Source organism: Acinetobacter sp. (assembly GCF_045628685.1).
Classification (GTDB): Bacteria; Pseudomonadota; Gammaproteobacteria; order Pseudomonadales; family Moraxellaceae; genus Acinetobacter.
On record NZ_JAZQPV010000037.1, the window covers coordinates 1 to 12391 of the forward strand.

The 12391-nt window shown below is 47.7% G+C and carries 16 protein-coding genes; 15 read left to right on the forward strand and 1 reads right to left on the reverse strand.

Annotated elements, in window-relative coordinates; all coding sequences use genetic code 11:
• Positions 1 to 55: 55 nt before the first annotated feature.
• Positions 56 to 835 (reverse strand): hypothetical protein, encoded by a 780-nt coding sequence (locus tag ACKI4H_RS05025; RefSeq protein ID WP_407304231.1) that lies wholly within the window; start codon positions 833 to 835, stop codon positions 56 to 58.
• A 146-nt stretch (positions 836 to 981) separates the two neighbouring features.
• Between ACKI4H_RS05025 and ACKI4H_RS05030 the strand changes: the two genes are divergently transcribed.
• From ACKI4H_RS05030 to ACKI4H_RS05100, 15 genes are all read left to right on the forward strand, one after another.
• Complete coding sequence (locus tag ACKI4H_RS05030) at positions 982 to 1434, forward strand: hypothetical protein (protein WP_407304233.1); 453 nt, start codon at positions 982 to 984, stop codon at positions 1432 to 1434.
• The gene (locus ACKI4H_RS05035) at positions 1434 to 1637 is read left to right on the forward strand and encodes a hypothetical protein (protein WP_407304235.1); all 204 of its coding nucleotides are present in this window, start codon (positions 1434 to 1436) and stop codon (positions 1635 to 1637) included. The genes ACKI4H_RS05030 and ACKI4H_RS05035 overlap by 1 nt, the downstream gene beginning before the upstream one ends.
• A gap of 103 nt (positions 1638 to 1740) precedes the next feature.
• Positions 1741 to 2379, forward strand: a complete 639-nt coding sequence (locus ACKI4H_RS05040) for a hypothetical protein (RefSeq protein WP_407304236.1) — start codon at positions 1741 to 1743, stop codon at positions 2377 to 2379.
• A gap of 143 nt (positions 2380 to 2522) precedes the next feature.
• Entirely contained in the window at positions 2523 to 2792 is a 270-nt protein-coding gene (locus ACKI4H_RS05045; RefSeq protein WP_407304238.1) for a hypothetical protein, read from the forward strand.
• Positions 2793 to 2987: 195 nt separating this feature from the next.
• A complete protein-coding gene (locus ACKI4H_RS05050; protein ID WP_407304240.1) occupies positions 2988 to 3245 on the forward strand; it encodes a hypothetical protein in 258 nt (85 codons plus the stop codon).
• A gap of 27 nt (positions 3246 to 3272) precedes the next feature.
• Positions 3273 to 3638, forward strand: coding sequence for a hypothetical protein (locus ACKI4H_RS05055; RefSeq protein WP_407304242.1), 366 nt, complete (start codon positions 3273 to 3275; stop codon positions 3636 to 3638).
• 76 nt (positions 3639 to 3714) lie between these two features.
• Complete coding sequence (locus ACKI4H_RS05060) at positions 3715 to 3888, forward strand: hypothetical protein (protein ID WP_407304243.1); 174 nt, start codon at positions 3715 to 3717, stop codon at positions 3886 to 3888.
• Positions 3889 to 3895: 7 nt separating this feature from the next.
• A complete protein-coding gene (locus tag ACKI4H_RS05065) occupies positions 3896 to 4123 on the forward strand; it encodes a hypothetical protein (RefSeq protein WP_407304245.1) in 228 nt (75 codons plus the stop codon).
• 52 nt (positions 4124 to 4175) lie between these two features.
• On the forward strand, positions 4176 to 5183 hold the full coding sequence (locus ACKI4H_RS05070; RefSeq protein WP_407304247.1) for a hypothetical protein: 1008 nt from the start codon (positions 4176 to 4178) through the stop codon (positions 5181 to 5183).
• Between the two features lie 142 nt (positions 5184 to 5325).
• Positions 5326 to 6687, forward strand: a complete 1362-nt coding sequence (locus ACKI4H_RS05075; RefSeq protein WP_407304248.1) for a DnaB-like helicase C-terminal domain-containing protein — start codon at positions 5326 to 5328, stop codon at positions 6685 to 6687.
• Between the two features lie 32 nt (positions 6688 to 6719).
• A complete protein-coding gene (locus ACKI4H_RS05080; RefSeq protein ID WP_407304250.1) occupies positions 6720 to 7001 on the forward strand; it encodes a hypothetical protein in 282 nt (93 codons plus the stop codon).
• A gap of 62 nt (positions 7002 to 7063) precedes the next feature.
• Entirely contained in the window at positions 7064 to 7336 is a 273-nt protein-coding gene (locus ACKI4H_RS05085; protein WP_407304252.1) for a hypothetical protein, read from the forward strand.
• A gap of 87 nt (positions 7337 to 7423) precedes the next feature.
• Positions 7424 to 8200: a hypothetical protein gene (locus tag ACKI4H_RS05090; RefSeq protein WP_407304254.1), complete on the forward strand. Its 777-nt coding sequence runs from the start codon at positions 7424 to 7426 to the stop codon at positions 8198 to 8200.
• The gene (locus ACKI4H_RS05095) at positions 8187 to 10502 is read left to right on the forward strand and encodes a hypothetical protein (protein ID WP_407304256.1); all 2316 of its coding nucleotides are present in this window, start codon (positions 8187 to 8189) and stop codon (positions 10500 to 10502) included. The genes ACKI4H_RS05090 and ACKI4H_RS05095 overlap by 14 nt, the downstream gene beginning before the upstream one ends.
• Positions 10499 to 12391: hypothetical protein (locus tag ACKI4H_RS05100; RefSeq protein WP_407304257.1), on the forward strand; the 1893-nt coding region annotated here is incomplete at its 3' end. The genes ACKI4H_RS05095 and ACKI4H_RS05100, both read left to right, overlap by 4 nt.

Genomic DNA, 12391 nt, shown 5'->3' on the forward strand with positions numbered 1-12391 from the left:
GGTCACAAATAGCGCCCACAACATTTTTTGATGAAGGGGGCCACTGGCCCCCTTCTCATACGCAAGAGATTACTACCCATCCCTTGCTCAAACCCTTAGTGAGCGGAACGTGGGATTTTTCACGTGCGCGATTTCGAAGAGAAGAATAATTCAAGTTGTGTTCTCCACAGAAGGACGTCATGTCCTTGGTGATAAAAGTTTGACCTTGTGGTGATTGTAGCGTCCATATCTTGCATCTATGGCTATTACCTCCTCGTAAAGTTTGACCTTGTTTCTGTTTTGATTCTTCTGTTCGAATCATACCAGTTCTTGATTCTGACAGTTTAGATCGATGCGATTCTGTGAAAATTTGATTTTTAAATTGTTGAGATCGTAAAGCCCGTAAGTCTTGTGTATAAGAATCTTTTACACTATTTGACAAATTTTTACGTGTAATCTCTGTAATAGGTGGTCTCTTTTTTCCAGACTCTGACATTTTGCGTCTAGTTTCTTCTCCAGGTTTAAAATCTATAGCTTCTCTAGTTATTTGATAGATGTAAGAACTTGGAATATATCTTTCCATGTCATTTTTCTTTCTGTGCATACTTCTAAATGCAAATGCCATTCGTTTCTTTGGCTCACCTACAAGCATTTTTGTTAAAAGCAAATGGCAAATATAATGCTCTCTTGCGGATAGCCGCACCATATTATCAGTAGAACGAGTACCTCCCAAACATTCTGGCTGTATATGATGATTTTCTGTATATCCAGTAATGGGATTATCTTTTCTATTTTGCGTGATTGAAAAATACCAACGTGAGTATTTGTTCGCAAGTGGCTTAAATTCTAAATTCATTTCACCCCCATTTGTTAGTCACTTTGTATTTATTGACTGAAGTTCTAGCTGATGTCCATAAATAAACCTGAAGCAGGATGTTCCTGCTCATGGGTTCTAGTTAGGTAAAGCGCGAAGCGCATTCCCATCTACATAGGAGAAGTAAAATGGCACAACAAGTACCAGCAACAGCACCAGCCCGCGCAAAAATTGAGCTGCGTCCCACTGACCTAAAACACGTTTTTCTCTGTGATTGGAACGATGATGGTCTACTGAAGGAAATTGCAGTCGTCATGGAAGCACCTGATGGCTCTATCTATGGCATCGAGGTTGACAAGCTCCACCCGATCGACAAAGGTCGTCTCAAGAAGTTCCTCGTTTCCGTTCACGCTGACAAGTACCCACTGTGGGAACTCCTATCGCAAGGTCAGCTGAACAACGGTATCAATCCACTTGACTTCTTCCATACCAACTATGTTCGTATCAAGCGCCCACGTGGTGCAATCCTCGGTGGTGGTCTGGCATCTGTCGAGGTTTACAACAACGATCAAATCATCGGATCGAAGTTCTCTGATCCACGCGGTGCAACCATCGCGACTGAAAAACCGGAGATGATGTAATGACGTTCAGCTCCCTGACGTTGCGTCCGGGTGATATCATTTTGATGAAGGTAAATGTTGGACAGCTTCCACCAGAGCTTGCCAAGAAATACATGAAAAGCATCAAGAAGGACTTTAAAAAAGTTCTTGGTGCTGATCAACAGATCATCATGATCGCATCAAAAGATGAACCCAGTGAAATTTGTATCTTGAATTTAGCGTAGCAAATCAAAGGGACTTCGGTCCCTTTTTATTTTACACCTTTGCAACACTTTGTGTTACTATTGTAGTATCGGTTGAACTTTGACTGAGAAATAAGGAGAACATATGAAACAGGTCATCGCAGTAATGGCGCTGTTTGCCTCCGGAACGGTGTACGGTGCTTACCAACTTTTTGAGCGGGCACCAGTTCCAGTCGCAACAGCAGTTATCGCCGAGAAACCGGGTAAAACAATGGGAGGCGTAGCAGCAGTCCTCCTTCCCAAATCTCTCAGCAACAAGCAATCTTACCTTCTTAACATGGCGTATTCCATGGCTAAACAAGAAGGTATCCGAAATCCTGAGGTGCTTCAAGCAATTCTTCTTCAAGAAACCGGAGCTGGCACGGCAAAATCTTATAAGGTTGCTAATCCTGGTCCACAAGCTTACTATGGCCCAATGCAGTTGAAACTAGCAGCCGCTCGTGATGTGCTTTCTCGCAACCCGAAGCTTTACAACAAGTATGAGTTCCACACCCACACCGACGACGAGGTCAAGGCGAATCTGATCCTCAACGAGAAGTTCAACGTTGAGATCGCGGCAAAGTACGTGCGCATCCTGGAAAAGGAGTACGCGTTGAGCGGCACGAAGCTGACGAATGCCTACAACCGGGGGCCAACAGGCGTTCAATCCGTTGACGACGACTTTCACTATGCGCGTGAGGGAGCAGAGAAGCTTGCAGCATTTAAGCGCAAACGGAAACTGTAAATAGGATTCCCGCAATTTTAACAATGGTGAAATATGGCATGTCTCGAACAACACGGCTGTTTCATGGTATGAGTTCGGTGTGCGGATAGCAGAAAAGGCAGGTCTCAACAAGGCTCTTGTTGAGACCTGCCAAAGGCGAGCTCATGGCCTTCAACGCAAACGGAAAACGTGGCCTCAAGAAGGGCCATACGGTTTATCTCGAGTTCGGCAGCACCTATGGTTCGGTGCGCTATCATAAGAAAAACAGGGCAATGACAGGAAAATACGCATACAAAGAAAAGCAGACACGATTGTGCCACTCACAACAGGAGCACAATCATGTCAAGAAGCAAACACCCACGGAAGCCGAAAGACCGCAGCAGGTACCACATCTGGAGATACACCGGCGGCTGGATTTTCGAAAGCAACCGTGAACAACGTCGTAGGCTAAAACAAGAAGTTGACAAGGTGTTGAAGGACCCTGACCTGGAACTTCAGCTCAGCACCCGTCGAGAAAGTTCTTTCGACTATCCGTAAAATATTTTTTGATTTCCTTCATTTAGATGTGTACATCTAGGGTGGTTAGTGTATAATAACTACATCAACCAAACAAACTGAAGGAAATTAAAATGGAAAACCAAGCACAAACCACCGTCAAAGCTGCTCCGAAATACCTCGAGCAGCAAGCTGCTCGTACTACTTTTACCTTCGGCCCGGTCTGGAATGCAGCAGTTCTCGGTGGCAAAGTCAAGGACTTCGACAAGCTCGTCGCACATGCAGCTAAACTGCAGTGCGGCAAAAAATCGGACCTTCGTCGTACCAAGTTCGACACGGTTCTGGTCAAGGTTCAGAAGGTCCTGGCACAACAAGCACTGTCGAACGCATAATTTAAAACCGAACACAGGAGAAAAATCATGGCAAAACTTACCGGTGACATCATCAAAGCAGGTCTGCACGTCTGGGTTGCAGGTTTGGATAAAAAACTGAACATCCCAGTGGAAGTTGTGATTGATACCGGGGAAGTTTATAGGTGCAACATAATTGAAGTGACTTGTGTGGCAGATGATGCTAGTAATTGTTGCCACCGCGATCCTAACACTGGGCGACATGTCATTTATCTGGGTGACGCAGGCGTCCGTCCGTACAACTATGACAGCCGTGCAGTTCAAGTTTTTACCACGAAGGGAGAATGCCAAGCTGCAATGAATTTCTGGGATGGAAGGAATCCTAACTTTCTCACAGAAAATGGTGACGACATCGTCTACGATGATTGGGAATAAGGAGATAATCACGCACTTTACAAAGATTCTTGGTGTGACTTCGAGTGGTAAACACGAGATAATCAAGGAGAACATCATGCGTATCAGGTTGGCGAAGCTGTACAAGTGGTTGATCATCATTGTTCTCATCACCTCAGGGATCGTGGTGGACTATCGAAATAATGGCCTCTGGTCGATCTACGGGATGAGCGTTTTGGTTGTCGGCTGCGCGATCAGGGATATGCAAGGCCACCCTTGCCTCTTTATCTAGGAGAAGTATGAAGAAAGTTATCTTTTGGATCAGCATCCCGCTGCTCTTCACTGTGATGCTGATCTTCCGTATCATGGGTATGGCGTGCATGAAGGTGTTCAATGCAGCAGATGCCTTGGCACAGAAATTGGAAGGCGGGTGTTATCCTAATGGAATTGGCTACAATCCTCAAAAGGAAGCAGAAGAACGGGCAAAGATGCGGCGCAATATTCACAAGAATGGGAACCCTCCTTGAATCAAATCAGGTTTCAGGTTCCCAAAAGTAACGGAGCATGTTACAATGATACATGCTCGAACAAAAAACACTTGAATCTATCATCAGAGAACGGGTGACGCTAGGAAATATTAGCCCAACCGGCTTCTATAATCTGCGTTGCCCCTGTTGCAATGACCACTCCGAAAGGGGCGGCTTCAAGTTTGACGGTGACACCACCGGCTACAGCTGTTGGAATTGCCAGGCGCGCTTTCGTGTTGAAGAAGGCACTGGCAAGATCTCCAAAAGTGCTAAAGATATCCTTGAGTGCTTTGGTATTACTCGTGAGGACCTACGTGAGCTAACGTCTAGTATCTTCCTCAAACCCCCTGAGGAGAAGTCAATCTCATTGGAATCGGTCACAAGGGTGAAGCTTCACACCCCTGAGGTTGCCTTCCCAGACCGAACCAGACCCCTTCTTTCAGAAGGACATGATGAGCTTCAAGCGCCTATCCTTGAGTACCTTATAGGCCGCGGCATCGACCCACTTCAGCATAACTTTTATTTCAGCCTCGACCCAAAGATGCTACGACGAGTTATCATTCCATTTTGGAGGGGTGGCAAGTTGATCTATTGGCAGGCGCGTTCGATTGATAAGGGTGTAAAACCACGATATAGGAACTGTGAGGTATCGAAGGATGCGGTCCTGTACGGATACGATCAGCTTCACACGTATGAGGCAGCACCGCTCTTCTGCACTGAAGGAGTGTTCGATGCCCTCATGATCAATGGAGTTTGCACCCTCGGCGCATCGCTTACTGTTGCAAAGATAGAAATTCTGAAGAGAACGAAGCGTCGCCTCATCTTCGTGATTGACCGCGACCAAACAGGTGGAGAACTTGGAAAGACAGTCCTTGCGAATGGTTGGGAAATCACCTTTGTTGACATTCGAGCTGATGACATCAACGATTCGGTGGTAAAGTTCGGCCTGCCATACACTGCGTACAGCCTGGTAAAGAATGCAACTACAAAGACCAACATGTTACAATCCTCCATCAGCCTCAACATGGGGCTGATGGAAGCACGACTAAGGAGAAAATAATGGATCAATCACGAGAAATAAAGGTTGAACTACAAGAGTCAAAGAAGAAAGAACCTTGTAAGCACCAATGGGTGAAGGTCGCTTCCAGCATGGCCGAATCCAAGTACGTATGCACTATTTGCGGTGAGGAGGATTGGCACTAATGTACGATGTACCACTTTTAGACGAGGACGCGCAGCGCCTCTACATCAACTCGATGATCTCGAACCCTGAACTGTTCGCAAAGGTCAATAACATTCTGCAACCGGCGTTCTTTGACCCTCACCTGGCGAAGGGCGTGAAGTTCATTCAAGAGTACTTTCACGAATATCGCTCGGTCCCTGCTGACAGCGTGTTTCGTGCAGCGACAAAGCTCGCAACTGAACACGTACACCTGCCTCGCCAGGACATGCAGTTCGTTGCTGAACAGATCGCATCGTTCTGCAAGTTCCAAGCGTGCATCGAGGTGATTCGTCGTGCAACTGGAAAAGACGGCTACTTTGAGAAAGGTGACCTCGGCACGATGGTCGCCCAGATGAAGAAGGCCACCGAGATTGGTCTTCTCACTGACTTCGGTATCGATTACTTCAACGACCCTCTTGCTCGATTGGAAGCAGATGAGACCGAAGACCCAGTCATCTCCACTGGATGGAAGACTGTCGACGACGTGATCGGTGGCGGTGTTGGTCGTCAAGAGCTCATCACCTTCCTCGCTCCATCGGGCGGTGGTAAGTCGGTGTCGATGGCAAACCTTGGAAAGAACCTCCTCGCGCAGGGGCTTCACGGTGTTTACATCTCGCTGGAGATGCGTGACAAGAAGGTCGCGCGTCGTCTTGACCAGATGTTGGCACGGATGCATTCCGGTATGATCAACATGAACAAGACCCAGGTCGCCGATGCTGTGTCGAAGTTCCATGAACAGAGTGGAGCAAAGTTCTGGATTAAGAGGATGCGTGAAGGCTCGAACGCGAATGACATTCTTGCATATCTGCGTGAGCTGGAATCGGCTCACGCCTTCCGCCCAGACTTCGTGATCGCTGATTACCTCGACATCATGGGTGCAGTGCAGAAGGGTGCTGGTGAGTCGATGTTCTTGAAGGACAAGTTTGTGTCCGAAGAGGTTCGCGCGATTGGTTTCGATTATGATTGCATCATGATCTCGGCCTCGCAGCTCGGCAAGCACGCAACGAACGATATCGAGGAAGGCCGCAAGATGCACCAAGGCGACGTCCAAGGTGGTTCGTCCAAGACCAACACCTCTGACTTGATGATTGCGACCGTAAAGACTGACGCGATGCACGAGGCAGGTGAATACCGCTTCGAGTTTCCAAAGTCGAGGAACTCAGATGCAACGACGAAGCAGGTGACGATGGGCTGGGACAAGAACTCACTTCGCATCTTCGACATGGGTAAGGAACTGCCGCTCAATAAGAAGAAAAGCACCATGAGCATGCAGAACGTAACACCTGGCGCGCCGAAGAAAACCTTGACTGACCTGACCGCGAAGTACGAAGATAAGCAGTAAATACTGCATCACACAAACCATATAGGAGTTTTATGGAACAGCAAAAAACTATTAACCTCGATGGTCAAAACCATGACATTGAGCAATTCTCAGCAGGCGTTCAGCAGGCAGTATTCATTTACCACAAGTTCACTGCACAGCTCCAAGAGCAGCAACTTGAGGTCATGAAGACACAGGCTGCCTTACAACAAATTGGCCAACAGATCAGCGACGCGGTCAAGAAGGAGCTCGCTGAGAAAGAAAGTGATCCGAAAGATCAACCAGCTCCACCTGCTGACGCAGCAGCACCTGCTGACGCAGCAGCACCTGCATAAAATCAGTGTACACAGCTAAGGGTTGTATAAATAATAGAACAACCCTTAAAAGGACATAATGTATGAAACTTCTTAAAGAGATGCTCGCGCTCAGCGAAGCTGCTGAAACAGAAATCCCAAAAAAGATCAATGGTCGTCCGTTGTCTGATTTTAATGTTTTGATATCTGTCGGACGTGGCGAACACACTGTGTATGTCAAGGCGCCGCGAACCAATCCGCGTGGGCGTGGCATGCAAAAAGATCTGAAAACATTTGATAACGAAAAAGAAGCAGAAGACTTCAAGAAAAAAGTAATTGCTGCTGGAGCAAAAGACTTCCAACCATTTACCAAATAATCGGCTCACCGTGAAAGCGAAGGGGCAAGGAGCATAGAGACTCCTTGCCCCTTTGTCATAAATAGGCCTATCTTCCAAAGGAACATCATGAGCATCTCCCACCTTCCATACTGCATTTATATTTCGCGTCATCCATCAGGTTGGTTCTATGCCGGCAAAGGAGGCACTGAGGCTGTACTTGCTGGAAAATATAAAGGTTCTGGGGTCTTGATATGTAACATCTTTAAGAAATACCCAAGCCCAGAATGGGATACGAAGATTTTAGGAATGTATCAGGATGAAGAAACAGCCTATGCTGAGGAAGCTCTGTTAGTTACTGAAGAATTTGTGGCTCAAGAAAAATGTGCCAACCTCGATACTGGCGGGCGTCACAGTAAGCGTCATGAGTCAACAAAACGGAAAATTTCTGAGGGCATGAAAATTGCTCGAGCCTCTGAGGATAAGGAGAAAATTTCTCAGTCCTATCGTGAAGCTCGTAATCGCCCTGAGGAAAAAGCAGCTCGATCAGCCAGCATTAAGGAAGCCATTTCTTCTCCCGAACATCGTGCAAAAATGTCTCGAGTCTCAACTGAAGCTTCAGCTCGGCCCGAAGTTCAAGCAAAACGACAGAAGGCTTCTCAGACATTGTGGGATGACACTGAAATGCGTGATAGAATAAATTCTGCACGCAAAGCAGCATGCGGCGATGAGTGGCGGGCTAATCTTTCGAGATCATTAACGGGAAAGTCGCGTAGAAGCTTTAAAGTCGAAATAGACGGTACTCTCTATAAATCGATGCGAGCTGCATGTCTTGTTTTGAGCAAGCACCCATATCAATTGCGTAAACTCCCAACATTTAAAGAGATTCCATATGCAGCACCTTGAAGATCTTCCGCTCGCAGCATTTATCAAAGCTGTCAAGAATATTGGCACCATGCACGCATCAGAAAAGCTGGACGGTTCCAACCTTTGGTTGGGATTGGACGAGGACGGCAAGCTCTATACCTCTCGCGAAGGGAAAAGAAAAGGGTCCAAGCCTTTTTACTCGGAGGGGGACTATCCTAGATTTGCAGCCTATAATGGCTTCAGAGCTGCACACGCCGCTTTACAGCATAAGATCGAAGATATTAAACGCGTCATGCAGCCGAACCAGATGGTCGAGATGGAAGTTCTCTACGGCCGTCAGCCAAATGCTGTCACGTACGGAGCTGATGGCAAGTCCTACATCGCCTTCCTTCGAGGCGTTGAGGGGACCCCTGATGTCATCGCTGATCAACTCACGTCAACCCTTGGTGGTCAGTCTGTTAAGGTGCGTGTTGAAATTATTGAAACGGCTGATGGTGAAAACCTTGACCTCACTCCTGCCGAGATTACTTACCAGTTCACTGGCGCTCAGCGCATACCAACTGAGAAGCTCAAGGACGTTCAGCTAGACAAGATTCTCAAGGATCTTGAAGATTACCTGCAAGAACCTGCAGGGCTTGAGAGCTCGCCTGAACTGTCCAACATGCAGGTCCTGCAGAACTCCCTTGGTTCCATTCCTGTCAAGGATCGCCCAGCTGCCAAGGACAAGAAGGAAGAGATCACAGCAAAGGTCATGACTGGCTTCAGGTTACCAATCAAAAGGGAGCTGCTCGACAACTACATCAGCAAGATCAAGCCAGCTCTCGGCGACAAGGACGTCACAGCTGACGAGGACGTTGGCATTGAGGGAGTCGTGCTTCGTGACCCCACAACTGGTGACCTCTTCAAGATCGTCGACAAGGATACCTTCACTACGATCAACACCTTCAATCATACGATTCGAAATCAAATTTCAGGCGTGGTGAAGACGCTTGACGGCCATGCACCTCTCGAAGCGCGTGGTGGCATCCTCGGCAACATGAAGATACAGATCGCTGACCTACTGGGGAACAAGGAGCTTGCGCGTGGCGCGACCGCCAAGAAGGCCCTTGAGAAAGTCAAGGGAGCCACGCCTGTAGATACCGTGAAGGCATTCGCAGCTAACCTCGACATTGATGACTTTCTTGGTACTAAGAGAAAACTTTTGGCCCTTGTCCAGCAGGCAGCCAAGGACCTTAAGGCCTTGCTCGAGGACTTCAAGGCTAATAAAGACAACTTCCAGCTGAAGTTAAAAAATGGGAAGACCATTGGCATCTCACGAGAGATTGAGAAGCGGACCCTCCTGGTGTTCGCTGAATCGCATCGTAACATCAGCGAGCTCTTTGATAAGATCAAGGCCGCCAAATCCGTGGCCCAAGTTGTCGCAATCATGTACGGTCACCATGCCAAAGCTGTGAATAATGCGCACGTCGCGACTGTGAATGAGTCACGTTTGATCCTCGAGAAGAAGCCTGATACGGACAAGGCACTGTATAAGAACAAGGACGCCTTCACCCTCCTAAACATCTACTTCGCTACGGTGTTTATGACAGTTATCATTTACAAGGCGGATGACACGAAGGGCATCCGCCTTCTCAAAGACCGTTCACATTATAGAATGACCGCATGGACACCAACGATGTCCCAGCTCAACTTTTGGGGTTACCCTATCTGGCACTCCTCTTCACCAGTAGTGAAGAAGCTTATTGGGCCAAAGGCTGCAAATGCTCTCTTCAAAGTAGCGCGTCACGCTGATCCATCACGATCAAGGTTAATGCACATGGACCTTAGCGCTGGCAAGGACGTCCCAATTGAATGGTCTGATCATCAGAAAACGCTGCGTGTCCTGCAGCGTTTTGAAGGAATGGCTACAGATCGCATAAATATCTTAATGAACGGGGTATTCAAGTACGACGAACTTGATCATGATGGTAAGGTGAAGCTTATGTCGAAGTTGTTTTTCTACATTCAACAGTTCATCCCGACCTCACCGCTGTTCTTCCGAATAAAAGCAATTCAGGATAAATTGATCCTAAATGCCAATGGGGAAAATGACGAGATGGTACAAGAAAGATTAATTCCATACGTTAACGCTTTAGTTGAAGATGAAATGGGAAATGCCGATCCAACTGCATCACAGAATACTCCTGCAGTTGACGTGATTAACAAGACGACGTCTGATCCAAAGGATCAAGGGACGATAAATCGCTCACGCAGGACAGTGAAACGAAAACGGAACCCTGACGTGAAGAAGGCCAGGTTCACTCGTCCAGAGTCTGAGACAGAAAATAAGGAAACACAATGAGTCTACTCAAAGACCTTTCAGTTGCAGTTCCGGTCAAGAAGCTTGAACCTCTTGCTAAAACGGAAAAACAAAGCCTGATCAAGGAATTCAACAATGTCCAAACCGCCCTGAAGAAGTCCGACGCGACTGACGCAGGGTCGACTGACGTTGTTGACAAGGTTGGAGCAACACAAGATATTGGCTTCAACCTCATGCGTAATACAATCAACTCCTCAGGCCAGGTAACTGGTTCGGACGTCGCTGATTATATCGAGCGGGCCGAAGAGCTTAACGACGAGGTCGAGACTGTTCCATTCGGTCTAGAGACTGATGACGGACAGATCGTCAAGGTGTACGTCAACGCCGAGCAAGCAGATAAGTTCGAAGACGCAATGAAGAACATGCTTGGTCTCGAGGATGACATCGAGGAAGCGATCAACCGCCTCACTGGTGAATTTGACATCGTCGACGTTGTTTGGCCACGTGACCCTAATGCGGACCAAGATGACAATGATGAGCTCGATGATCCAGATATTGACATGGAGCTTGACGATGAGCTCGATGATCCAGAGGATGATGCGGACTTTGCAGATGATCAATATGATGTCGTGGCCTCGGCAGATGATCGTGATCCACCTGAAGCTGATCCTGCTTCAGGCAAACCAAAGGTTTCTCCTGATGAGGATGACGATGATTCTGATTCAGATGACGAGGATTCAGATTCAGATGACGAGGATTCAGATGACGAGGATTCAGATGACGAGGATTCAGATGACGAGGATGAAGAGGATGACCCTGATTCAGATGACGAGGATTCAGAGGATGACACGTCAAAGAAACGCAAGAAAAAGAAAGCTCAGCCCGCTGAGCCAGCATCAGCAGCAGAAAGCCATATCCCATCAGGGTCTGCGCTCAATGAAACAAAAAATAAACAGGAGAAAAGCATGACAACAATTGGTACCAAGTTCCTTAATCGAGTGCTCAACGAAGCAGATGCTTCTGATGATCGTGATGGCGTCAAGGATGGTTTTAACATTCCACTTGACAGTCAGTCTCGAGCGCTGGCCGCAAAGCTTAAGCTGCCTTTCGCAAAACGCCTCATTGCTTTCCACTTCATGTGCGGCATCCCAGGTCGATTCATGAATAGCGCAGAAACTGCTGATGCCATCGCTGGAGCAGCTGACATGCTACGTAAGAAGGTCGCCGTGCGCCGTGCCTTTGTTACACTTTACCAAGGTCTCGCCGCTGCAAAGGGCTACAACATCCCAACAGAAGATGGCCAAGTTCAAGAAAGTCACCTCGGTGAGGCAAAGAACAAGCGTGGTGGCTTTATTCAAAAGTTACTTGAATCTGTTCTTATGGCACTAGGTGTTCCAGGCGAACTTGTTTCAACGTCTGGGCCTTCAGCAGTGGGAGCTGGCATCTATCAAACATCTCAGATGATTGAACAGGACTCATCGCTTGAGCGTGCTCTCCGTCTGTTGGCGGCTCGTCTAGATATTCGTGGAGATGATGCACAGTCACAAATTGAGGAAGCAATCGACGTTGGCAACGATGAGTTTGCCCAAGCGGTAGTTGCTCTCGTGTCTGCTCTTGGTATTCCAGATGACGTGCTTGAACGTCGTCGTCAACCTATCTTGATGGCCCTACGTCGTAAACGCGCAACTATCCGTAACCGTGGCCAGGTCATGACCATGATGGGTCGTCTGTCCGATCTGATCCAAAAGAACACCGTTGATCGTGCGGCTCCAACTGGTGATGCAACAACCAACGAGGGATCAGGACGTTGGAAGCGCCTCAGCGCGCTGCAAGAGGTCAAGAAGCCAAAGCTGCCAAAAGAAAAGGATGTACCGATCGAGACGCTCGCCTATCAGTACACGCGCAAGCCCCCGAAGATCACGAAGCTCCGG

Excerpts from the sequence above, each read along its gene's own strand:
- ACKI4H_RS05095 (WP_407304256.1), top strand. The coding sequence starts at position 8,187 with ATGCAGCACCTTGAAGATCTTCCGCTCGCAGCATTTATCAAAGCTGTC.
- ACKI4H_RS05060 (WP_407304243.1), top strand. The coding sequence starts at position 3,715 with ATGCGTATCAGGTTGGCGAAGCTGTACAAGTGGTTGATCATCATTGTT.
- ACKI4H_RS05030 (WP_407304233.1), top strand. The coding sequence starts at position 982 with ATGGCACAACAAGTACCAGCAACAGCACCAGCCCGCGCAAAAATTGAG.
- ACKI4H_RS05065 (WP_407304245.1), top strand. The coding sequence starts at position 3,896 with ATGAAGAAAGTTATCTTTTGGATCAGCATCCCGCTGCTCTTCACTGTG.
- ACKI4H_RS05070 (WP_407304247.1), top strand. The coding sequence starts at position 4,176 with ATGCTCGAACAAAAAACACTTGAATCTATCATCAGAGAACGGGTGACG.
- ACKI4H_RS05075 (WP_407304248.1), top strand. The coding sequence starts at position 5,326 with ATGTACGATGTACCACTTTTAGACGAGGACGCGCAGCGCCTCTACATC.
- ACKI4H_RS05085 (WP_407304252.1), top strand. The coding sequence starts at position 7,064 with ATGAAACTTCTTAAAGAGATGCTCGCGCTCAGCGAAGCTGCTGAAACA.
- ACKI4H_RS05040 (WP_407304236.1), top strand. The coding sequence starts at position 1,741 with ATGAAACAGGTCATCGCAGTAATGGCGCTGTTTGCCTCCGGAACGGTG.
- ACKI4H_RS05025 (WP_407304231.1), bottom strand. The coding sequence starts at position 835 with ATGAATTTAGAATTTAAGCCACTTGCGAACAAATACTCACGTTGGTAT.
- ACKI4H_RS05090 (WP_407304254.1), top strand. The coding sequence starts at position 7,424 with ATGAGCATCTCCCACCTTCCATACTGCATTTATATTTCGCGTCATCCA.
- ACKI4H_RS05055 (WP_407304242.1), top strand. The coding sequence starts at position 3,273 with ATGGCAAAACTTACCGGTGACATCATCAAAGCAGGTCTGCACGTCTGG.
- ACKI4H_RS05080 (WP_407304250.1), top strand. The coding sequence starts at position 6,720 with ATGGAACAGCAAAAAACTATTAACCTCGATGGTCAAAACCATGACATT.
- ACKI4H_RS05035 (WP_407304235.1), top strand. The coding sequence starts at position 1,434 with ATGACGTTCAGCTCCCTGACGTTGCGTCCGGGTGATATCATTTTGATG.
- ACKI4H_RS05050 (WP_407304240.1), top strand. The coding sequence starts at position 2,988 with ATGGAAAACCAAGCACAAACCACCGTCAAAGCTGCTCCGAAATACCTC.
- ACKI4H_RS05045 (WP_407304238.1), top strand. The coding sequence starts at position 2,523 with ATGGCCTTCAACGCAAACGGAAAACGTGGCCTCAAGAAGGGCCATACG.